17 protein-coding genes are annotated in these 22,611 nt (G+C 69.4%); 12 read left to right on the top strand and 5 right to left on the bottom strand.

The features are described 5' to 3' along the window. The first annotated feature begins 33 nt into the window (after positions 1–33). From AC6EUH_RS00695 to hemL, 8 genes are all read left to right on the top strand, one after another. On the top strand, positions 34–792 hold the full coding sequence (locus AC6EUH_RS00695; protein ID WP_499737531.1) for a hypothetical protein: 759 nt from the start codon (positions 34–36) through the stop codon (positions 790–792). Positions 793–945: 153 nt separating this feature from the next. Next, entirely contained in the window at positions 946–1,659 is a 714-nt protein-coding gene (gene hemQ, locus AC6EUH_RS00690) for a hydrogen peroxide-dependent heme synthase (protein ID WP_056425698.1), read from the top strand. After that, positions 1,656–2,939, top strand: coding sequence for a ferrochelatase (locus AC6EUH_RS00685; RefSeq protein WP_056425701.1), 1,284 nt, complete (start codon positions 1,656–1,658; stop codon positions 2,937–2,939). The genes hemQ and AC6EUH_RS00685 overlap by 4 nt, the downstream gene beginning before the upstream one ends. Next, on the top strand, positions 2,936–3,934 hold the full coding sequence (hemC, locus tag AC6EUH_RS00680) for a hydroxymethylbilane synthase (RefSeq protein ID WP_499737530.1): 999 nt from the start codon (positions 2,936–2,938) through the stop codon (positions 3,932–3,934). Before AC6EUH_RS00685 ends, hemC begins: the two co-directional genes overlap by 4 nt. 20 nt (positions 3,935–3,954) lie before the next feature. Further along, the gene (locus tag AC6EUH_RS00675) at positions 3,955–4,911 is read left to right on the top strand and encodes a uroporphyrinogen-III synthase (RefSeq protein ID WP_499737529.1); all 957 of its coding nucleotides are present in this window, start codon (positions 3,955–3,957) and stop codon (positions 4,909–4,911) included. Next, entirely contained in the window at positions 4,908–5,888 is a 981-nt protein-coding gene (gene hemB, locus AC6EUH_RS00670) for a porphobilinogen synthase (protein ID WP_056425706.1), read from the top strand. Before AC6EUH_RS00675 ends, hemB begins: the two co-directional genes overlap by 4 nt. After that, positions 5,888–7,003, top strand: coding sequence for an LLM class flavin-dependent oxidoreductase (locus tag AC6EUH_RS00665; RefSeq protein ID WP_499737528.1), 1,116 nt, complete (start codon positions 5,888–5,890; stop codon positions 7,001–7,003). Before hemB ends, AC6EUH_RS00665 begins: the two co-directional genes overlap by 1 nt. Before the next feature lie 49 nt (positions 7,004–7,052). Then, on the top strand, positions 7,053–8,384 hold the full coding sequence (hemL, locus tag AC6EUH_RS00660; RefSeq protein ID WP_499737527.1) for a glutamate-1-semialdehyde 2,1-aminomutase: 1,332 nt from the start codon (positions 7,053–7,055) through the stop codon (positions 8,382–8,384). Between the two features lie 107 nt (positions 8,385–8,491). Here hemL and AC6EUH_RS00655 read toward each other — a convergent pair whose 3' ends face one another. The 4 genes from AC6EUH_RS00655 to AC6EUH_RS00640 form a co-directional block, all read right to left on the bottom strand. Beyond that, positions 8,492–9,334: a MetQ/NlpA family ABC transporter substrate-binding protein gene (locus tag AC6EUH_RS00655; protein WP_056425715.1), complete on the bottom strand. Its 843-nt coding sequence runs from the start codon at positions 9,332–9,334 to the stop codon at positions 8,492–8,494. Between the two features lie 164 nt (positions 9,335–9,498). Then, entirely contained in the window at positions 9,499–10,170 is a 672-nt protein-coding gene (locus tag AC6EUH_RS00650) for a methionine ABC transporter permease (protein WP_056425718.1), read from the bottom strand. Then, positions 10,167–11,243, bottom strand: a complete 1,077-nt coding sequence (locus AC6EUH_RS00645; RefSeq protein WP_499737526.1) for a methionine ABC transporter ATP-binding protein — start codon at positions 11,241–11,243, stop codon at positions 10,167–10,169. The genes AC6EUH_RS00650 and AC6EUH_RS00645 overlap by 4 nt, the downstream gene beginning before the upstream one ends. Positions 11,244–11,513: 270 nt before the next feature. Continuing rightward, positions 11,514–12,224 carry a 3'-5' exonuclease gene (locus AC6EUH_RS00640; RefSeq protein ID WP_056425725.1) on the bottom strand — a complete coding sequence of 237 codons (711 nt, stop codon included), beginning with the start codon at positions 12,222–12,224 and terminating at the stop codon, positions 11,514–11,516. A 128-nt stretch (positions 12,225–12,352) separates the two neighbouring features. Between AC6EUH_RS00640 and AC6EUH_RS00635 the strand changes: the two genes are divergently transcribed. From AC6EUH_RS00635 to AC6EUH_RS00625, 3 genes are all read left to right on the top strand, one after another. Continuing rightward, on the top strand, positions 12,353–12,769 hold the full coding sequence (locus tag AC6EUH_RS00635; RefSeq protein WP_056425729.1) for an MGMT family protein: 417 nt from the start codon (positions 12,353–12,355) through the stop codon (positions 12,767–12,769). 152 nt (positions 12,770–12,921) lie between these two features. Then, the gene (locus tag AC6EUH_RS00630; RefSeq protein WP_499737791.1) at positions 12,922–16,257 is read left to right on the top strand and encodes an ATP-dependent helicase; all 3,336 of its coding nucleotides are present in this window, start codon (positions 12,922–12,924) and stop codon (positions 16,255–16,257) included. Then, positions 16,254–19,772, top strand: a complete 3,519-nt coding sequence (locus AC6EUH_RS00625) for an ATP-dependent helicase (RefSeq protein ID WP_499737525.1) — start codon at positions 16,254–16,256, stop codon at positions 19,770–19,772. The genes AC6EUH_RS00630 and AC6EUH_RS00625 overlap by 4 nt, the downstream gene beginning before the upstream one ends. Here AC6EUH_RS00625 and AC6EUH_RS00620 read toward each other — a convergent pair. Continuing rightward, positions 19,769–21,244 (bottom strand): macrolide 2'-phosphotransferase, encoded by a 1,476-nt coding sequence (locus AC6EUH_RS00620; protein ID WP_499737524.1) that lies wholly within the window; start codon positions 21,242–21,244, stop codon positions 19,769–19,771. The two genes, AC6EUH_RS00625 and AC6EUH_RS00620, sit on opposite strands and share 4 nt — an antisense overlap. Positions 21,245–21,434: 190 nt before the next feature. Here AC6EUH_RS00620 and nudC point away from each other — a divergent pair, with 190 nt between their 5' ends. After that, entirely contained in the window at positions 21,435–22,502 is a 1,068-nt protein-coding gene (nudC, locus tag AC6EUH_RS00615; protein ID WP_056425737.1) for an NAD(+) diphosphatase, read from the top strand. Positions 22,503–22,611: the final 109 nt, after the last annotated feature.

Below are 22,611 nucleotides of genomic sequence, written 5' to 3'. Positions count from 1 at the left end.
CCCCGCGTCTTCCGGCGGCTAGGCTCGATGACCATGGTTACGCACAGGTCCCACGTCTCCCACGTCCAAAAATCGCCGGCCGATCGTCCTGCAGGACTCCGCCGCGGGACGGCAGCTGCAGCCCTGGGAGTGGTACTGGCCCTGTCCGCGGGCGCGCCCGCCGCACAGGCCGCCACGGGCGTCTCTGCCTCGGTTACGGCCGGTTCGGACCTGCTGTCCATCGACCTCGACGGTGTCTTGGATGGCCTGCTCGACCACTCAGAGGACCCCACGCCCTCGCCGTCCTCCCCGCAGCCCTCGCCCTCGGAGGACCCTGACGAGCCGGAGCCGAGCCGCCCGCCGAGGCAATCTCCTGCTCCCACTCCGACTCTCACTCCGCAGCCCAGCACGCCTGCGGCACCCCAGCCCACCACTCCCGCGGCACCCCAGCCAGCGGTGCCCGCCCCCGGCCAGCCGCCAGCGCAGTCCGCTCCGGCGGACCCCGTCGCTGAAGTGCCCGTCAACGAAGCGCCGGCCGCAGAAGTCCCGGCCGCCGAAGACCCGGCCGGATCCCCGGCCGGGTCGGCGCCGTCGAACACAGCCCCCGCAACGCCGTCTACCGCCGCCGCGTCGCCGACGGCCACGGGTGGCTCCGCCACGGCGTCGGCTGACCCGCGCTCGGGCAGCACGTCGATGGAGGCCACCTCAACGCGTCAGTCCGGCGGACCGTCCCCCTTGCTGGGCCTGGGTATCGGACTCGTGGCACTGTCCGTCGTCGCCGGTGCCGTGGTCCTGCGGATGCGCCGCGTCTGAGCGCCGGAAAAGTCCCTGCCTGACGGGCTGGATCCTGAGCCCAACATCACATGAACGTGAATTGATGCGAACCAATGTGAAATGAAGCACTTCTACACGCTGTAGAAGTGCTTTATTTCGACTTAGCCAAGGCGAAGGGGCAGACTGGTAACCATGAGCCACACTTCTGCCGAAACTGTCACTAAAACTGAATCAGCAAGCGAAGAATCAGCCGAGCAGTTCTTCACGCTCTGGACCGTTTTCAAGCGCTCCGCCGACGTCCTTCGCAGCGGCGATGCCGCCGAAGAGTTCGACGCTCTTATTGCGCGGCTGGCCGAGGCTGGCGTGGTCCACCGCGGCAGCTACGACGTATCGGCGATGCGCGCAGATGCGGACATCATGATCTGGCTGCACGGCCCGCAGCCCGAGGCCCTTCAGCGGGCCGTCCGGGACATCCGCCGCAGCAAGCTGTTCACCGGCACAGAGCTCGCCTGGTCCGCCATGGGCGTGCACCGGGAGGCCGAGTTCGCCAAGAACCACACCCCCGCTTTCTCCCGAGGCGTCGAACCGGCAGAGTGGCTCTGCGTGTACCCCTTCGTGCGCTCCTACGAGTGGTACTTGCTGCCCGACGCCGAGCGCGGGGCGATGCTCCGCGACCACGGACTCCTGGGCCGGGATTTCCCCCAGGTCATCTCCAACACGGTGTCCTCGTTCGCCCTCGGCGACTGGGAATGGATCCTCGGCCTGGAGGCCCCCGACCTTGTGGACCTCGTGGACCTGATGCGCCACCTGCGCGCCACCGAAGCCCGCCACCACGTCCGCGAGGAAATCCCCTTCTACACCGGCCGCCGGGTGAGCGCCGCCGAGATTGCCGAGGTCCTGTCATGAGCCCGCTCGATCCCCAGGGAAGTGCCACAGCCGTCACGGCTGTCAACGAGGTGACCGAAGCCGGCCGGATGGCCGCCAAGGACTATGACGCCGTGCTCCTCGCCTCCTTCGGCGGGCCCGAAGGCCAGGACGACGTCATTCCGTTCCTGCGCAACGTCACCCGGGGCCGCGGCATCCCGGATGAGCGGCTCGAAGAGGTTTCGCACCACTACCGCGCCAACGGCGGCATCAGCCCGATCAACCAGCAGAACCGGGAGCTGAAGGCCGGCATCGAGGCAGAGCTGGCCGCCCGCGGGATCGCGCTGCCGGTGTTCTGGGGAAACCGCAACTGGGCCCCGTACATCCCGCAGACCCTTCAGGACATCTACGACGCCGGGCACCGCAAGGTCCTGATGATCACTACCAGCGCCTACTCCTGCTACTCCAGCTGCCGCCAGTACCGCGAGGACATCGGCATCGCGCTGACCGAGACCGGCCTGGACGGAAAACTCGAGGTCGACAAGGTCCGCCAGTACTTCGACCACCCCGGCTTCGTGGAGCCGTTCATCGAAGGCACCGCCGCCGGCCTCGCCGACGTCCGCGCCAAGCTGGCCGCGGACGGCACCCCGAAGGCGCCGGTGCACATCCTGTTCGCGACGCACTCCATCCCGACCCGCGACGCCGAAGCCGCCGGCCGCTCCGAGGGCGAGCCCCGCCAGTTCGCGGAAGACTCCGCCTACGTCGCCCAGCACCTCGCCACCGGCACCGAGGTCATCCGGCGGGTGGAGGCCGAGACCGGCGACACCGCCCCCTGGTCCCTCGTGTACCAGTCCCGCTCCGGCGCCCCGCACGTGCCGTGGCTGGAACCGGACATCAACGACGCCATCGAGGAACTCGCGGGCCAGGGCGTCAAGGGCATCGTGATCGTGCCGCTCGGTTTCGTCAGCGACCACATGGAAGTTGTCTGGGACCTCGACACCGAGGCCCTGGAAACCTGCGCCAACCTGGGCCTTGCCGCGAGCCGGGTCCCCACCCCCGGGACGCACCGGAAGTTCGTCGGCGGCATCGTGGACCTGATCTGCGAGCGGACCGCCGCCAACAACATCGCTGACCGTCCGCACCTGACCGGACTCGGTCCTTGGTACGACGTCTGCCGCCCGGGATGTTGCGCCAACTTCCGCGGCGAAAAGCCCACCATCGCCGGAGCCGACACCACCGTCGGGACGGGCCACGATCCCTACCCGGCGGCCGCCACCGCTGCCGGCACGTCCGCTCCGGCGGCAGGTCAGGACGCACTGTGACCGTCCGGATCGGAACCCGCGCCAGCAAACTGGCACTGACCCAGACCCAGCAGACCGCCGACCAGCTGGCCGCCGTCGGCGGCTTCCCGGTCGAGCTGGTCCACATCCGCACCGACGGCGACGTCCTCACCGGTTCGCTGTCCCAGATGGGCGGCACCGGCGTTTTTGTCGCTGCCTTGCGCGATGCCCTGCTGCAGGACGTGTGCGACGTGGCCGTCCACTCGCTCAAGGACCTGCCCACCGGTCCGGCGCTTGGACTGACGCTGGCAGCGACGCCCAAGCGCGTCGACGTGCGGGACGTGCTCTGCGCCCGCGACGGACTCAAGCTTGCCGACCTGCCCGACGGCGCCACGGTGGGCACGGGTTCCCCGCGGCGCGCAGCCCAGCTGCGGGCCGCCCGCCCGGACCTGGACATCCGTGACATCCGCGGCAACGTGGACACCCGGCTCGGCCGCGTCCCCGGGCTGCCGGGCAACACCACCGACGCCGTGGTGGAGGGCAAGAGCTGCGATCTCGACGCCGTGGTGCTCGCCGCTGCCGGACTGCACCGGATCGGCCGGCTCGACGCGGTCAGCGAGTACCTGGAAACCGACGTTATGCTGCCCGCCGCCGGGCAGGGTTCGCTCGCGATCGAGTGCCGTTCCGCCGATGCGCCCCGCAAGGCGGGATCCACCGAAGGCTCACAGGGTGTGCTGGCGCAGGCCCTCGCCGCCCTCGATGATCCCGACACCCGGCTCGCCGTCACCGCGGAGCGGGCGCTCCTGGCCCGGCTGGAGGCCGGCTGCGCCGCCCCGGTGGGCGCCTACGCCTACCGCCGCGGCAGCCTGCTGCACCTCGAGGCCGTGGTCTGTGCCGTCGACGGAACAGCCACTGTCCGGGACAAAAAGGCCACGGACGGACTCACCGAAGTGGGGGCAACCCTGCTGGGGATAGAGCTCGCCGAAGTCCTGCTGGCCCGGGGCGCCGCCGACATCGCGGACCTGGCCGCTTCCTGAACCGCGGAATACATCAGTTCATGGGACGGCACAGTGCCCGAAACTCCGAGGCCCGAGACGACCGTGCCCGGAACGTGACGGCTCCGGCCGGCGCCCGGGTCCTTGTGGCCCGCAGCCCGGACCGTGCGGCGGAGCTGGTCACAGCCCTGCGCGACGTCGGCGCCGAACCCCTGCTGCTGCCGCTCATCGATTTCGAGCTCGCCAGCGACCAGCACTCCCTGGATGTGGCCTTCGACGCCCTCGGCGCCGGTGCCTATACCTGGCTGGTGGTCAGCAGCGTGACCACCGTGCAGGCGCTGGAGGCCAAGGCCGCCGAGCGGGGCACCACCCTCAGCGGCTGGCTTCCCGGCAGCCTCCTCGTCGCCACGATCGGACCCGCGACCCGCCGTTTCCTGGAATCCCGCGGAGTCGCCGTCGACCTCGCCCCGACCGGGCAGCAGTCCGGCGCGGGGCTCATCGACATCTGGCCCGAGCACCAGGGCAGCGTGCTGCTGCCCCAGGCGGACATCGCCGACCCCCGGCTCCGCCGCGGGCTGGAGGCCCGGGGTGCCTTCGTCCAGGCCGTGACTGCGTACCGCACTGTGGATTATCCGGCCGACCCGGGCCGCAGCCTGGCCGCGTGCCACCCGGCAGCGCCGCAGGAGTCCCCAGCGCAAGGGGACAACACGGCCGCCGTTCTCACGCCGGGCCAGGCCAAAGCCGAAATCGGCGCCGGCCGGCTGGACGCCGTCGTCGCCGCTTCCCCGAGTGCAGCCCGGCGCATCCACGAGGACCTCGCCCCGCTGGGCGGCTGCCGCTTCGTCGCAATCGGACGTTCCACCGCCGCCGAGGCGCAGTCACTCGGCCTCAGCGTCGCCTCCACGGCCGAAGAACCTACCGCCTCCGGCCTGGTGGCCGCCGTCATCCGGGCGCTGGCCAGCCAGCCGTCCCCACCCCGTCAGCCAGTCGCCGAGCCCCCAGCAAAGGACACCATATGAGCTTCCCGACCCACCGCCCCCGCCGGCTCCGCACCACCCCCGCCATGCGGCGGCTGACGGCCGAACACCGCCTGTCGGCCTCGGAACTCATCCTGCCCGCGTTCATCCGCGAAGGCCTGACCGAGCCGCATCCCATCGCCTCGATGCCCGGCGTGCAGCAGCACACCACGGACACGCTGAAGCGCGCCGCGGCCGACGCCGTGCAGCTCGGCGTCGGCGGCATCATGCTCTTTGGCATCCCCGCCGTCCGGGATGCGCGCGGCACCGCCTCCCTGGACCCTGACGGTGTGCTGAACAAAGCCATCCGGGACGTCCGCGCCGAAGTTGGCGACGAGCTCGTGATCATGAGCGATGTGTGCCTCGACGAATTCACCGACCACGGCCACTGCGGCGTCCTCGACGCCAACGGCTACGTGGACAACGACGCTACGCTGGAGATCTACGGCCAGATGGCCGTCGCGCAGGCCGACGCCGGCGCCCACGTCCTGGGCCCGTCCGGCATGATGGACGGCCAGGTTGCCGTCATCCGGCAGGCCCTCGAGGAAGCCGGGCACGCCACCACCGCCGTGGTCGCCTACGCCGCGAAGTATGCCTCGGCGTTCTACGGCCCGTTCCGCGAGGCCGTCGACTCGCAGCTGACCGGCGACCGCCGCACTTACCAGATGGACGCCGCCAACCGCCGGGAAGCCATCCTCGAGGTGGACCTGGACCTGGCCGAAGGCGCCGACATGGTCATGGTGAAACCCGCCATGAGCTACCTCGATATCCTGGCCGACGTCGCCGCCATGAGCCCCGTCCCGGTCGCCGCGTATCAGATCTCCGGTGAGTACTCGATGATCGAGGCCGCCGCCGCCAACGGCTGGATCGACCGGCGGGCCGCAATCACCGAATCCGTGCTGGGCATCAAACGGGCCGGGGCCAACATGGTCCTGACCTACTGGGCCAGCGAACTCGCCGGCTGGCTGAAGGAGTCCTGATGAGCGCTGCAACAGCCCCTGACCCGGCATCCGGCGCGAACCCCACAGCCCCCGTGGGCCCGGGACGCATCCTCCTGGGACTGAACACCTTCGGTGACGTCGGCGTCTTCCCCGACGGGCACCCCGTCCCGCACGCCCAGGTCCTGCGGCAGCTCCTGGAACAGGCCGAGCTCGCGGACGAGGTCGGCCTGCACGCCTTCGCCGTGGGGGAGCACCACCGCCGTGACTTCGCCGTCTCGGCCCCGGAAGTCTTCCTCGCCGCGGCGGCTGCCCGCACCAAACACATCCGGCTCGGCTCGGCCGTCACGGTCCTGAGCTCTGATGACCCCATCCGGGTTTTCCAGCGGTTCTCCACCGTCGATGCCATCTCCAACGGCCGCGCCGAGGTCATGCTGGGCCGCGGTTCCTTCATCGAGTCCTTCCCGCTGTTCGGCCTCGACCTGGCGGACTACGAGGTCCTGTTCGAGGAGAAACTGGAACTCTTTGACAAGGCCCGCGCCCAGCAGCCCATCCACTGGGAAGGGCGCACCCGCCCGGCCATCAACGGCCTCAGCGTCTATCCGCCTCTGGAACACCACCTGCTGCCCACCTGGATCGGCGTCGGCGGCACCCCCGAATCCGTGCTGCGCTGCGCAGAATACGGCTATCCGATCATCTTCGCCATCATTGGCGGCCAGCCGCGGTCGTTCGCGCCGCTGGCGAACCTCTACCGCGAGGCCATGGTCAAATACGGGCAACCGATGCAGCAGATGGCCACGCATTCGCCCGGCCACATCGCCGCTACCGACGAGGAAGCACGGGAGGAGTTCTTCCCGCACTGGATCGCGATGCGTAACCGAATTGGCGCGGAGCGGGGCTGGGGCCCAGGCAACCGGGCCGAGTTTGATGCCATGTGCACCCCCGAAGGAGCCCTCTATGTCGGATCGCCGGAGACCGTGGCCGCAAAAATTGCACTGCTGAAGAAGAACCTGGGCGTGGATCGCTTTGACCTCAAATACAGCAACGGCACCCTGCCGCACCCGGCCATGATGCGCTCGATCGAACTGTTTGGCACCGAAGTGGCGCCCCGCGTGGCCAGCCTGCTGGCCGCGGCGCCCACCACCGAACTGAACTGAACCGGCCTGGACTGAACTGGCCTGAACTGAACCTGAAAGAATAGGAACCATGACTTCCAGCCATCCTCGCAACGAGGAACTCTTCGACCGCGCCCGCCAGCTGATGCCGGGCGGCGTCAACTCCCCGGTCCGCGCGTTCGGCTCCGTCGGCGGGACACCGCGTTTTATGGTCTCCGCCAAGGGTCCGTACCTGACCGACGCCGACGGCGCCGAGTACGTCGACCTGGTCTGCTCCTGGGGCCCGGCGCTGCTGGGACATGCCCACCCCGCGGTCCTCGCCGCCGTCCATGCCGCCGTCGACCGCGGACTGTCCTTCGGGGCATCCACCCCGGATGAGGCCAACCTCGCGGCAATCGTCCAGGAGCGCGTCCCCGCAGCCGAACGCGTCCGGATGGTCTCCACCGGCACCGAGGCCACCATGACCGCCGTCCGGCTGGCCCGCGGCTTCACCGGCCGGAACCTCATCATCAAGTTTGCAGGCTGCTACCACGGCCACCTGGACGGGCTCCTCGCCGCAGCGGGATCCGGATTGGCCACCCTGGCGCTGCCGGGCTCGGCCGGCGTCACGGCCGCCACCGCCGCCGAAACCCTCGTTCTGCCCTACAACGACCTCGCCGCCGTCGAGGCCGCCTTCGCCAAGCACGGCGACAACATCGCCGCCGTCATCACCGAGGCGGCCCCGGCCAACATGGGTGTCGTCACCCCGGGCGAGGGCTTCAACGCGGGCCTGTCCCGCATTACCCGGGAGCACGGTGCCCTGCTGATCCTTGACGAGGTCCTCACGGGTTTCCGGACGGGCTATTCCGGCTACTGGGGCCTCACCGGCGGGGCGGCCGGCGCGGCCGACCCGTGGGCGCCGGACCTGCTGACCTTCGGCAAGGTGATTGGCGGCGGCATGCCGACGGCGGCCCTCGCCGGCCGCGCGGAGGTCATGGACTACCTCGCTCCGCTGGGCCCGGTGTACCAGGCCGGCACGCTGTCCGGCAACCCGGTGGCGATGGCCGCCGGCGTCGCGACCCTGACCCACGCCACCCCCGAGGTGTATTCGTTCGTGGATGCCCGCTCGCTGGAGCTCTCCGCGGCCCTGTCTACGGCACTGGAGGCGGCCGGGGTGGACCACTCCATCCAGCGGGCGGGGAACCTGTTCTCCGTGGCGTTCGGCACCTCGGCCCGCGGCGTGCACAACTACGACGACGCCCAGGGCCAGGAAGTCTTCCGCTACGCGCCGTTCTTCCACTCCATGCTGGACTCCGGGGTGTACCTGCCACCGTCGGTCTTCGAAGCCTGGTTCCTGTCCGCCGCCCACGACGACGCGGCGATGAACCGGATCTTCGACGCGTTGCCCGCCGCCGCCAAAGCCGCGGCCTCCGCGACGGCCTAGCTGCCGAGGCGGCAGAAGCTACGCGCCCGTTCCGGCGTCGTCGTTAACTACTCAGGGCACCCGCCGCGGCGGGTGCCCTGAGTAGTTAAGCGGTCAATCCACCGGGGCTAGAAAGCCACGGTCACATCACCGTTGGGCCATTCCTTCTCGATGAAGGCCTTGACCTCGGGGGAGTGCAGGAGCTCGTCCAGCTTCTTGATGCGCACATCGTCCTTGGAGTCCTCGCGCCAGGCCAGGAAGTTCGCGTAGGGGTTGTTCTCCACGGACTCCACCGCGAGGGCGTCCTTGGTGCTCAGGCCGGCCTTGAGGATGAAGTTGCCGTTGATCAGGGCGAGGTCAACGGACGGGTCCTTGAGGTCGTTGATCAGCAGTTCCGGCTGGTTCTCCGAGAACTTGAGCTTCTTCGGGTTCTGCTCGTCGCTCAGCGTGATCACGGAGGTGTCATCCTTGATGTCCTTGACCAAACCGGCGACCTGGAGGACCTTGAGGGCGCGGACCTGGTTGGACGGGTCATTCGTGATGGCCACCTTGGCGCCGTCCTGGATGTCCTGGATGTCCTTGACCTTCTCGGAGAACGCGGCGTAGGGCTCGATGTGAACGCCTTCGCCGTGCCCGAACTTGTAGCCCTTGGTCTTGACCTGATCTTCGTACCAGGGAAGGTGCTGGTAGTAGTTGGCGTCCAGGGAGCCGTCGCTCAGTGCGGTGTTGGGCGTCTGGTAATCCTCGATTTCCTTGATGTCCAGCTTCAGGCCGGCCTTGGGGGCAAGGTCCTGGTTGATGAACTCGAGGATCTTCGCCTGCGGCACGGGGCTGGCGCCGACCGAGAGCGTGGAAGGCTTGGCCGGATCCAGGGCAGTGACCTGGGCGCTGGGGGTGGACGAACCACCGCAAGCCGTCAGCGCCAGGGCAGTGACAATGCCGGTGGCCAGGAGGGTGAGTGACTTACGCATTGGATGCGTTCCTTTCGAAATAGCTGGATTCACGACGTCGGCGCCGTGGTCCGCGCAGATGCAGAGGGCGGCTACCCGCTGCAGGAGTGGTGGTGCTGGGAGCGGCAGGCCGGTTGGGGTAGGGCCGGGCTGCCGGTGTCAGTGGCCGCTGGAACCAGGAGGCGTCAGCGGTGGTCGAGGCGGCGGGAGATCCGCTCGCCCACCAGCTGGATGACCTGGACCAGGACGATGATCAGCACGATGGTGACGAGCATGACCGTGACGTCGAAGCGCTGGAAGCCGTAGTTGTAGGCGAGCTTGCCGAGGCCGCCGCCGCCGACCAGACCTGCCATCGCGGAGAACCCCACGAGGGTGACCACCGTGGTGGTGGCCGCCGCGACGAGGGCGGGAAGTGATTCGCGCAGCATCACCTTGTTGATGACCTGCATCTTCGTGGACCCCATCACCTGGGCGGCGTCGATCTTGCCGTGGTGCACATCGCGCAGGCAGTTTTCCACCAGCCGGGCGAAGAACGGGATGGTGCCGATCGAGAGAGACACGGAGGCGGCGACCGGGCCGAGGCTGGTGCCGGTCAAGGCGCGGGCCAACGGAATGAGCGCCACCATCAGGATGGCGAAGGGGATGGAACGGGTGATGTTGACGATCACATCGCTGAGGATCCGGTTGGTGACCGGCATCGGGCGCAGCCCGCCCGGGGCGGAGACGTGCAGGAACACGCCCAGCGGCAGGCCGATCAGCACGGTGAAGAAAGACGAAATCCCCACCATCTGAAGTGTTTCGATTATGGCTTCGGGCAGGGCTTTGGCCAGCACGGGATTACTGAAGATGTCGTTCATGAGATACCTCCCTGGTCCCCGGTGGCGAGGACAGAAGCCGGAAGGGCGGAGCCGGCGTTGTCGGGGTCCTGGGCTGCGGCGGAGGCCGCACGCTTTGCGCCGATGCCACGCTCGTGCAGGTAGGCCAGCACGGCGTCCGCGTCCGCGGTTTCCGCCAGCTGAACACGCAGGTGGCCGAACTGCTGGCCGCCGAGGGTCTCGACGCTGCCGGCCAGGACGTTGATGTCAATGTCGAAATGCCGGGCGACCCCGGTGAGGACGGGTTCCTTGGCGCTGTCGCCGGAGAAGAGAATCTCCAGCACCGGCCCGCGCTGCAGGGCACCCGGCAGGGACTCGGACGGCGGCAGCGGCAGCAGCGCCTTGGCCAGCTTGCTGTCCAGATCGGCCGCGACGTCCCGCAGGGCGCCGTGTTCGATGATGCGGCCGCCGGAGAGCAATGACACGGATTCGCAGACCCGCTTCACGACGTTCATTTCGTGCGTGATGATCAGCACGGTGAGTTGCAGGCGCTTGGTGAGGTCCTGGATCAGGTCCAGGATTTCGTCCGTGGTGGCCGGGTCCAGGGCAGAGGTGGGCTCGTCACACAGGAGCACGTCCGGATCCGAGGCCAGGGCCCGGGCGATGCCGACACGCTGGCGCTGGCCGCCGGAAAGCTGCGACGGGTAGGCGTTCTCAAACCCTTCGAGTCCCACGAGCTTCAGGAGCTCCGCGACCCGGTTCCGGATTTGGTCCTTCGGTGTTTTCACAAGTTCCAGCGGATGCGCGACGTTGCCGGCCGCGGTCCGGGAGTCCATCAGGTTCGCGTGCTGGAAGACCATGCCGATACGCCGCCGCGCCGCACGGATCTCCGAGTCCTTGACGGAGCTGAGCTCGGTTCCGTCAATGCTGACGGAACCGGAGGTGGGACGGTCCAGCAGGGTCAGGCAGCGCACAAGGGTCGACTTACCGGCACCCGAATGGCCGATGATGCCGTGAATGGACCCTTTTGGTACCGAAAGAGTGACGCCGTCGAGGGCCACCACTTCTTTCTTGCCCTGCTGGTAGACCTTGCGAAGGTCGGTAACTGTGATCATCTATCCCTTGGCGGTTGGGGTTGGGCGCGGCATAACACACGCCAGGTTCTGAACTAAATTATGTCAGGGGTGCCATTTGGCATCCACCTGCGCATTTAGTTCGTCACAAAGGGACGATCGATGCTGAAAATTCGAGATATCCTCCGGCCGCCCGGGCGGCGCGGCCATGGTTCTCCGGTCCGCGGAATCCCCGCCGGGAGTTTCAGGTCAGGGCGGTGCCGGGGCGGACTGTGATCTCCATCCCAACCCCTTGTGCGGCGGCAGTCCCCGTTAGAAGTCTCCGCGGCTCGCGTCCTCGGGCGGCAGCACGGGCCAGTCGCCTTCAATGACGGCGGCGGGTTTGGTCTTGCGCAGGTAGCTCTGGAAATCGGAGGCCTGGGCGGAGGCCCATTCGATCTGGAGCTGGTGCAGATGGCTGGCCGGCATCCGCAGCTTGGGGAACTTCCCGGCCATGGCGTCCAGCATACGCAGGGTGGCCAGGGCGTCGGCGGCCGAGGTGTGGGCATTGTCCAGGTCCACCCCGTATTCCTCGCACAGTGCCGTGAGAGTGCGCTTGCCCTTGCGGTAGCGGTCCACCTGCTTGTTCATGATGTACGGATCCAGCACGGGGAAGCGGGTCAGCTGCGGCACGCCGTAGCGGGCCGATTCGGCGGCGAGCACGGTGAAGTCGTAGCTGGCATTGAAGGCGATGACCGGCACACCGGTGTCGAAAAGCTCCTGGAGAACCGCGGCGACCTCCCTGGTCACGTCCGCGGCGGGGCGGCCTTCGCTGCGGGCCCGCTCGGTGGTGACGCCATGGATGTCACTGGCCTCCGTCGGGATTTCGACCCCCGGATCGGCGAGCCATTCGTGCTCCTTGACGATCCCGCCGTCGGAGTCCACGACGGTGATGGACGCCGTGACGATCCGGGCGGCGCGGGAGTTCCGGCCGGTGGTTTCAAGGTCGAAGGCTGCGCGGGGGAGGGTGTTCCAGGTGCTCATGCTTCAACGCTACCTGCTGCCACCGACGCTAATGCGCCGCCACCCCGCCCGCATCCGCAGCGGCCGAACCGGGCGGCGGCGGGGCCGCAGCCGGCCGCCCAGCGTCCTCCGGACGCTAGGCTTGTGTCATGCGGATGGAGTATGTGGAGGCGGTCCTGGACGTGGTGGCCCTGATCCCCGCAGGCTCGGCGGTGGCGTACGGAGACGTCGCCGAACTCCTCGGCTCCGGCGGTCCCCGGCAGGTCGGTTCCGTCATGAGCCACCACGGCAGCTCCGTGCCCTGGTGGCGGGTCCTGAAGGCCAGCGGAGACGCGCCCCCGGGACACGAGCGCGAGGCCCTTGCCCAGTACCTTGTGGAAGAAACTCCGCTGCTGGGGAGCTACACCGAATACCTCCGCACGGGCGAGGGGCGCTGGCGGGTGGACCTGATGGCCGCCCGCTGGGCACCGAGCGACGGTGAGTTCGACCGGATCGACGCGGTTGCCGAGCGGCTGGAGCGCTCCTTACATAAACTGTCGGCCCCCGATGATGAAATGACTGTGTGAGCATCCCCAGCCAGAACCCTGACTCCGTCCCGGCCGTACCAGAAAAGCCCGCACCAGCTCAGCCCGCACCGTCTCAGTCCACGCCCAGCTCGCCTGCACAGGGCGGACCGCGGGCTGCCCGTCCTGGCACCTCCGGCACCTCCGGTTCCGCGCTGCGGCTGCTGCCGCCCCGGAAGCTGCACAGCGCCGTTCCCGCACTGTCGGCGGACCAGCTCGCCGCCGTCGACGTCCCGCACGGCTCCGGTCCCGTCCTCATCCCTGGAGCGCCGGGGACCGGGAAATCGACAGTGCTCGTGGAAGCCGCCGTCCGCCGCGCGCAGCGCGACGGACTCGATCCGGAGCGGATGCTCATCCTCGCCCCCGGACGACTCGCCGCCGACTCGCTCCGGGACCGCTTCACCGCGCGGTTGGACCGCAGCCTGAGCACGACGCCGGCCCGCACCTGGGCGTCGTACGCCTTCGACCTGATCCGGCGCGCCAAAGCCGAAGGCATCCTGCCGCTGCCGCGCCCGCCCAAACTCCTGTCCGGCCCCGAGCAGGACCTGATCATCAAGGAACTGCTCGAAGGGCACACACAGCCCGGACTTGAACTGCCGTGGCCGGAGGACCTCGGCGCGGCCCTGCAGACCCGCGGTTTCCGGCAGGAAGTCCGCCAGCTCTTTGACCGGATCATCGAATCCGGGCGGACCGCCGGGGACCTCGTGGTCCTCGCCCGCCGCTGCAACCGGCCGGACTGGGTCGCTGCCGCGGCACTGTATGCCGAGTACCGCGACGTGCTGGACCTGCGCATGCCCGAATCCTTTGACCCGGCCGGCATCATCACCGCGGCCCGGCAGATCTTCCAGGACGAACCGGACTTCCTGGCCGCCGAACGCGACAGGCTCCAACTGGTCCTGGTGGACGACATGCAGGAAGCCAACCCCGCCGTGTTCGAGCTGCTCGCGGATATCGCCGCGGGCAAGGATGTCCTCATCACCTCATCGCCGGACACCGTGGTCCAGGGCTTCCGCGGCGCCCGCCCGGACCTCGTCGCCGAACTTCCCCGGCTGCTCGCCCCCGCCGGCGGCGGCGTCCTCGAACGGCCGCTCTGGACCGCGCACCGCCACACCCCGGCAGTCGCGGACGCCTGGCTCTCCGTGGCCGGACGGATCTCCCGCCGCGCCGGCGGGCAGTCGGCGCGGCGGCTCGAACAGCCGGCTGCACTGCAGCCTGCGCAACTGCCTGAAGCGCAACCTGCACCGCAGCCTGCGCAGCCTGGTGTCGCGGGCCGTGCCAACAGCACCGCCAACGGCGCAGCGGGCGGCACGGTGGAGGCGCACCTGCTGCCGTCTCCCGTGCACGAACTGCGCTATGTGGCACAGCGGATCCTGGAGGCCCAGCTCAACGACGGCCGCGATCTCGGGGACATCGCCGTGATCGTGCGCAACGGCAGCCAGCTCAGCCAGCTGCAGCGTTACCTCGCCGGCCAGGGCATCCCCGTCCGGATCCCCGTGGCTGAATCCGCCGTCCGGGACGAGGTCGCCGTCCGGCCCCTGCTGGATGCCTATGCCGTGGCCCTGGACCCTGACGTGTTGAGTCCCGAGGCCGCCGTGACGCTGCTGACCTCGCGGATCGGCGGAGCCACCGCGATCGAGCTGCGGCGCCTGCGCCAGTCCCTGCGCCGCGAGGAGCTTTTGGGCGGCGGAGGCCGGACCAGCGACGTACTCCTCGTCGAGGCGCTGCTGGAACCGGGCGCGCTGGCAAGCCTGGGCATCGAGGGGCACTCCGCGCGCCGGATTGCCCGGATGATCCACGCCGGCCGGGACGCGGCCCAGGCTCCCGGCGGCAACGCCGAAACGGTACTGTGGGCGCTTTGGAACTCCACCGGCCTCGCCGCACGCTGGACCGAGGCCGCGCTCGCCGGGGGAGCGGCCGGGGCCCGGGCGGACCGGGACCTCGATGCCATGATGGCGCTCTTCCACACCGCCGAGCGCTTCGTGGACCAGCTGCCCGGTTCCGGGCCGGAACAGTTCCTCGAGTACCTGCTCAGCCAGGAACTCCCGATGGACACCCTGGCTGCACGCGCCCAGCTGGAGGACGCCGTGGAGCTCATGACACCGGCCAGCGCCGCCGGCCGGGAGTGGCCCGTGGTCATCGTCCCGGGCCTGCAGGAAGGCGTGTGGCCCAACACCAGGCTCCGCGGCGAACTGCTCGGCAGCACGCTGTACGCCGACGCCGTCGAGCACGGCGTGGACTACGCCCTGCAGCTGGATCCCCTCAGCCGGCTGCGCGAAATCCGCTATGACGAACTGCGCAGCTTCTCCACCGCCGTATCACGGGCACAGCAGGTGCTGATCTGCACCGCCGTGTCCTCGGAGGACGAACAGCCCTCCTCATTCCTGGACTACGTGTCGCCGCTGGGCCCTGGCCGGGACCGGCGCGGGTTCACGCCGGTGGAGCGTCCGCTCACCCTGCGCGCACTTGTCGCCGAGCTCCGCCAGTACGCCCAGCTCGACGCCGGAACCCCCGAGGCCGTGGAAGCCAGCACCGTGCTCGGAGCCTTGGCCGCCGCCGAACCGCCCGTGCCCGGCGCGCACCCCGCGAGTTGGTGGGGCCTTGCGCCGCTGTCCACCGAGGATCCCGTCGTCCCTCCGGGCGGCACCGTCTACGTCTCGCCGTCGAAAGTGGAAACCGTGCAGAAATCGCCGCTGGACTGGTTTGTCCAGGCTGCAGGCGGAGAGGCAGCCACCGACTTCGCCCGCAGCCTGGGCACGCTGGTCCACGCCATCGCGCAGGACCTGCCGGATGCCTCCGGATCCGAATACGTGGCCGAGCTGGTCCGCCGCTGGCCCGCTCTCGGGATGAAGGACAACTGGGAAGGCAAGCTGGACTTCCAGCGCGCCGAAACCATGGTCCGGAAGCTCGCCCAGTACGTGCTGGTGATGCGCAGCGAGGGCCGGTCCCTGGTGGGCGTCGAACAGGACTTCGAAGTGAAACTTCCCGACGTTGTCCCGGCCGGAAACAGCGGCGCTGACACCGGAGCTGACTCCGACAACGGGTCCTGGCCGCCCCGTCCGGCGGTGCTGCGGGGCCAGGTCGACCGGCTGGAGATCGACGCCGAGGGCCGGCTGGTGGTCGTGGACCTCAAGACCGGTAAGCGGCAGCCGGGTAAAGCCGATCTCGACCGGCACCCGCAGCTGGGCGCCTACCAGGCGGCCGTGCTGGCCGGCGGCTTTGCCGGGCCCGATGACGGACCGCCACCGCTGCCCGGCGGTGCTGTCCTGGCCCAGCTCGGCACCACCACCAAGAGCCCGGGCATCCAGGCCCAGCCGCCGCTGGACCCGGCGGAGAACTGGGCCCTGGACATGGTCGGCGACGCCGCCCGGGTCATGTCCGGGAACACGTTCGAGGCCCGCCACGATCCGTCCAAGGGCGGCCACGGGGGCCACGGCTGCCGCCTTCCCGAAGTCTGTCCGCTGTGCGTGCGGGGAAAGCAGGTCACCGAATGAGCGCCGAACCGACTCTTCCCGGCGGTGTGTCCGCCGCTGTGCCCGCAGCCCTTCCGGCTGCGCGGTTCACCCCCGAGGAGCTCTCCGCCATGCTGGGGGAGAAGAACAGCCCCACAGCCGAACAATCGCACATTATTTCCTCGCCCCTGTCGCCCCGGCTGGTCATTGCCGGCGCCGGCTCAGGCAAGACGGCCACCATGGCTGACCGCGTGGTGTGGCTCGTCGCCAACGGCTGGGTCCGGCCGGAGGAAGTGCTTGGTGTGACCTTCACCCGGAAAGCCGCCGGGGAACTGGCCACCCGTATCCGCGCCAAGCTGGCCGCGCTGCAGCGCATTGCCGCGGCCGACACCCAGAACCAGGTGTTCCCCGCCGGGCTGCTCAGCACCGACGCACTCGAACCCAAGGTCTCCACGTACCACTCCTACGCCAGCGGGATCGTGTCCGACTATGGCCTCCGGCTCGGCGTGGAACGGGACGTCGTGCTGCTCGGCGGCGCGCAGTCCTTCCAGCTCGCGAGCGAGGTTGTGGAAGCGTTCGACGGCGAATACGAACACTTCCGCTCCGCCAAGTCCACCCTGGTCAAGGCCGTCATCCAGCTCGCCGGCGAGTGCGCTGAACATCTCCAGGACCCGTCCGGGGTCCGCGGCTGGCTGCTGGACCGGGTGGCCGAGTTCGAGTCGCTGCCCTACGTCGCCACGGCCAAGAAGAACCCCAGCCAGGCCGCGGCCGAGCTCAGCGGAATGTTGCGCACCCGGGCCAGCGTCGCGGACATGGTGGGGCGCTACACGGACGCCAAACGCGCCCGCGGCGCCCTGGACTTCGGCGACCTCGTGGCCCTCGCCGCCCGCGTCGCCAACGAGATCCCGGTGGCCTCGGAAACCGAACGCCAGAAGTACAAGGTGGTGCTGCTGGACGAGTTCCAGGACACCTCGCACGCCCAGCTGGTCCTCTTCTCCCGGCTGTTCGGCGACGGTCACGCCGTCACTGCCGTCGGGGATCCGAACCAGTCCATCTACGGGTTCCGCGGCGCCTCCGCCGGCCAGCTCTTCCATTTCGTCCGCGAGTTCCCGGTCCGGCTGCCCGATCTGGGCACCGCCGGAGACGGCGATGCCGACGCCGGCAACACTGCCCGCTTCGCCGTGGCGCCGACGTCGTACCTCACCACGGCGTGGCGCAACGGCCGGAACATCCTTGCCGCCGCCAACGCCATCTCCGCACCCCTCAGCCAGGCCGCAGCCCAAACGGGACCGGCCGGCGAGCGGGACACGGCCGGGAGCGTCGAGGTTCCGCCGCTGCAACCCAGCCCGGCCGCGGTCCAGGGCCGTGTGGTGATGGGGCGCTTTGGCACCGACGAGGACGAAGCCGCTGCGATAGCGGGCGACGTGTTGAAGTTCCGGGTGACTGACTTTGACGGGTCGGCGGCGGAGCCTGAGCCTCCCGCCATGGCGGTGCTGTGCCGCCGGCGCGCCCAGATGGAATGCATCCGGCGGGAATTCGAGGTGCGCGGGATTCCGTATGAGATCGTCGGCCTCGGCGGGCTCCTGGACACCCCGGAGATAGTCGACCTCGTCGCGACCCTCCGGGTGCTGGCCGATCCGGGCCGCTCGGATTCGCTGATGCGCCTGCTCGCCGGGGCGCGCTGGCGGCTTGGCGCCGCGGACCTGATGGCCCTGCGGGACTGGTCCAGCTTCCTCGCCCGGCGCCGCGGCCGGCCGGGAACCATGGATGACGATGCCGACGACGGCGGGGCCGAGGCTCCCGTGATCGAGGGCGACCTCACGGACGCCGCCAGCCTCGTCGAGGCCCTCGACTGGCTCCCGCGCGAGGGCTGGACGTCCGCGCACGGCCGCCAGCTCAGCCCCGAGGCGCTGGAACGGCTCCACCGGCTCTCGGCGGAGCTCCGGCAGCTGCGCGGCTACATGGGAGACGACCTTACAACGCTCCTGGGCGAGGTGGAGCGGGCCATGCTCCTTGACATCGAAGTGGCCGCACGGCCCGGGATCAGCATCCACCAGGCCCGCCGCAACCTGGACGCCTTCCAGGACGCCGCCGCCGGGTTCCTGTACACGTCCCAGCGCGTCGATGTGCTCGCCTTCCTGGCCTGGCTGGAGGCCGCGGCCGCCGAAGAGAACGGCCTCGACGCCGCCGCGCCGGAAGTCAACCACGAAGCGGTGCAGCTGCTGACCGTCCACGCCTCCAAGGGCCTGGAATGGGATGTTGTTTTTGTGCCCGGGCTCAACGCCGGGGCCTTCCCCAGCAGCCGGGATTCGCGCTGGAGCAGCGGCAGCGCCGCGTTGCCCTGGCCGCTGCGCGGGGACCGCGCGGACCTGCCGCAGTGGGACGTTGAACACCCGGACCAGAAAGGCTGGCTTGACGCCGAGAAGGAATTCAAGTCCGCCGTGCAGGTCCACGGCGAGGCCGAGGAACGGCGGCTGGCGTACGTGGCCTACACCCGGGCCAAACACGTGCTCTGGGTTTCCAGCGCCGCCTGGGTGGGTTCCCGGGCCGGAATGGCGGGCATGTCGCCTTTCCTGGCCGAACTCGAAGTGCTCGCCGCCGACGCCACCGCTTCGATCCACCCGCTGTCCGTCAGCGAGGAATCGCTGCCGGCGGAGAGCCCGCTGACATCGGAACTGGAGGTTGCGGGGTGGCCGTATGACCCGCTCGAAGGGCCCACCGATCCGCGCACGGGCGCGCGGATGCGGCTGGTTCCGGGCCGGCGGGCAGCGATGCAGTCCGCGGCGGACCGGGTGCTGGACTCCTTGGACTCCGGGGTGCTGCTGGACGCCGTTGCCAGTGCGGGCGGCACGGAGCCTGGACGGCGCCACCCGCTGCGCGGGCCGGCCGGCGGCTGGGCGCTCGAAGCCGCGACCCTTCTGGAACGCCGCTCGCGCCGGACCCTGGTACAGGATGTGCACCTGCCGGGCCACATTTCCGCGTCCACCCTGGTGGACCTCGAGGACGACGCCGGCTCCGTTGTTGCCCGGCTGCGGCGTCCGGTGCCGCGGGAACCGGGGATGTCCGCCCGGAAGGGGACGGCCTTCCACGCCTGGGTGGAGGAGTACTTCGGCGCCGCCGGCATGCTGGACCTCGGCGACGCGGCGGGCTCCGACGACTACATTGACGAAACCTACGGCCTGGACACCATGGTGGAGACCTTCCGGCAGTCCGAGTGGGCCAACCGTGCGCCGGCCCACGTCGAGGTGCCGGTGGAGACCCGGATCGGTGACGTGGTGGTCCGCGGCCGGATCGACGCCGTCTTCCGCGATGCCGACGGCGGCTGGGACCTGGTGGACTGGAAGACCGGCCGCCGTCCGTCGGCGGCCCAGCTGAAGACCAAGGCGGTCCAGCTGGCCGTCTACCGGCTGGCCTGGGCCCGGTTGAAGGACGTCCCCATCGATCAGGTCCGGGCGGCGTTCTACTACGTGGCTGACAACCAGGTGGTCCGGCCGCACGACTTGGGCTCAGCGGAGCGGCTCGAGCAGATCGTGGCCGCGGCCCTGGGAAAGGGCTAGCGGGACTTCGCCTCGACCACCGTGAGAGCGGTGGTCGAGGTGTCCTCAGCGTCCGTCGGGGCCGTGCCGTCCGCCGAGGACGCTGCCTCGGCATGGACTGCGCCGTCTGCTTGGAGTGCGCTGTCTGCTTGGACTGGGCCGTCTGCTGGGGCAGGGCTGTCTTCCTGAACTGCACTGTTTTCCGGAACAGCGCTGCTCGCCTGGACTGCACTGTTTTCCTGGACAACGGCGATGGATTGGGTCGAGGTCTCCTCGGCACTGTCCCTGGAAGGACCGTCGTTGGAGGCGCCGTCGTTGGAGGCGCCGTCGGCGGCTGCCGGTTCGATGACGGGGATCGGCGTCACCTGCACGGCAGGCATCGCGCTGCTGGTGGGAACTGCGGCAAGTCCGGAGACCGCATCCGGGGCCAGCAGAGTGACCTTGCTGACGGCCGGGACCGGCGTACTGTCCGGTGCCTTATCCGGCGCACTGTGTGGTTCGTTGTCCCGGGACGGGGTCCCGCCAAGATCCGGGGCAGGCGCAGGCTGGGGGAGAGGTTCCACGCTGATTGGCTGCCCGCCGTGTTCCGCGACGTCCTCGGCGAGCACGGTGAGCATGGATTCGGCTTCGTCGATCATCTCCTGGTTCCCGGCGGCGAGGCCCTTGACGAGGTACTGCGCCAGGGCGAATTCGGCCGAGAGCGCCGCACGCCGCAGTAGGTGGGCGTCGGGCACGTCGCGCCGGGAGGAGGTGTAGTGCCCCAGCACGGCATCCACAAAGTCCTGGTCGTTGGACGCAACGAGCCAGGCCATGTCGTCGGCAGGGTCGCCGATACGCAGATCGGTCCAGCCGGTCACGGCCGTGACACGGTCGCCGTCGACCAGCAGGTTGTCCTCGTGGAGATCCCCATGGACCACACAGGGGTTGAAACGCCACAGGGAGACGTCCTCAAGCGCGTGTTCCCAGCGGCGGAGCAGCAACGGCGGAATCTTGCCGGTGGTCGCGGCCTGATCCAGTTCGTTGAGGCGGCGCTGGCGGAACTCGTTGGGCGTGTAGCTGGGCAGATCGGCGTTGCTCACCAGCGAGTGGGGCAAGTCGTGGATGGCGGCGAGGGCCGCGCCGATCTCGCGGGCAACGGCGGGGGATGCGGCGCCGAGGTCCTCGACGGACCGGGTGGAGCCGGCCAGGTGGGAGTACACAAACGTGCTCAGCGGTCCCTGCCGTACGGTGCCCGCAACGGTGGGCATGAGGAACGGGAGCTCGGCCCGGATACCGGGGACGAACGCCCGCAGCACCAGGAATTCCGTTTCCAGCCGGGCGCTGGCCTCGGCGTGGCGCGGCGAGCGGACTCGCCAGCGCTTGCCCTCGGAGTCCAGGAGGAGGGCCGAGTCGAAGTCTGCCGGATCGTCGGGCGCAGAGCTAACGGCGGTCGGGGTCAGTCCGGGGACTGCCGCGGTTGCCACAGCTGCCAGTTCGATTGGTTTTCTTCTCACTCTTCCACGGTAGATTGAGCGGCGCCCAAGACTGCGATGCACCACGGCGAGTCTGAAAGATCGGGAATAAATTGCGCCCCGGGCGGTGCCCGCCGCAGGGGCCCGGGACGAGGGTGCCCGCGCGCGTGCGGATGCCCACATACGCCGGGGAAAAATGTCATTTGTCAGCGCGAGTCAGTACGGTGGGTACATGAGTCTTGCGGAGTCACCGGCACCCAACAGTCAGGCCCCGTCGGGCACGTCAGTCTCCCCGGCCGCAGGCCCGGCCGCCAACCATCTCCTGGACACGGTCCTTCCGGTGCGCCCGGCGCTGATTGACCGCGGCTCCTCCGCCCGTCTCAGGCCCGGGATGCTCGAGGAGCTCCTGCACTCGGGCGCCGCGCGGGCCATGGTGCTGTCCGGCCGCCAGGCCCTGATCAACGGCAGCAGCCTGGTCCTGCTGGACGCCGCCGAACTGGCCCGGCACCTGCAGGACACTCCCTATGCACCGGAACAGCTGATCTACCTGGGCTCAGCCATGCCCGGCTCGGACCTGGCGGCGGGCACCGAACTGGTCCTGTTCCTTCTGCCGCAGCAGTTCGAGGTCCAAGCCGAGGAATTCGAAGCCCACATCGCCGGCATCCCCGATGGCGCGCAGTGGGCGGGCTTCCGTGATGTCGCTGCCACGCTGAACCCCACGGATACCGCCATCTTTGTTGAAGCCAGCGCCATCGCCAACTGGCACGCCACCCACACCCACTGTCCGCGCTGCGGGACAGCCACCGTGCCGGAGGCCGGAGGATGGGTCCGCCGCTGCCCCTCGGACGGCTCCGAGCATTACCCCCGCACCGATCCCGCCATCATTGTCACGGTCGTCGGTGCCGACGGCCGGCTGTTGCTCGGCGGCGGCGGCCCGCTCGACGCCCGGAATTATTCCACCCTCGCCGGCTTCGTCGAACCGGGGGAGTCGCTGGAACAAGCCGTGGTCCGGGAAATCGGCGAGGAAGTCGGCGTGCGCGTCACCGCCTGCCAGTACCTCGGTTCCCAGTCGTGGCCCTTTCCGGCCTCCCTGATGCTCGGCTTCACGGCCACCACCGCGGACACCGATGCCACGCCCGACGGCGTCGAAGTCACCCGGGCACGCTGGTTCAGCCGGAGCGAACTGCAGGAGGCGGTGCTCAGCGGCGAAATCGTCATCTCCAGCAGACTGTCTATTGCGCGGTCCCTGATTGAGCACTGGTACGGCGGCGTCATCCACGACCGCCCGGACAACCCGTGAAGCGATCGTGACACCAGACAACGGCACCTCCGGCCCCCGGGTCCACCACCGCGGCGCCTCCACCGGAAACCCTCGAACGGCTGAGCAGCAACAGTGAACACAGATATCT

This window comes from Arthrobacter sp. 001422645 (assembly GCF_059816125.1).
The sequence above is the reverse complement of the archived record's forward strand: the minus strand, read 5'-3'. Positions and strand labels throughout refer to the sequence as shown.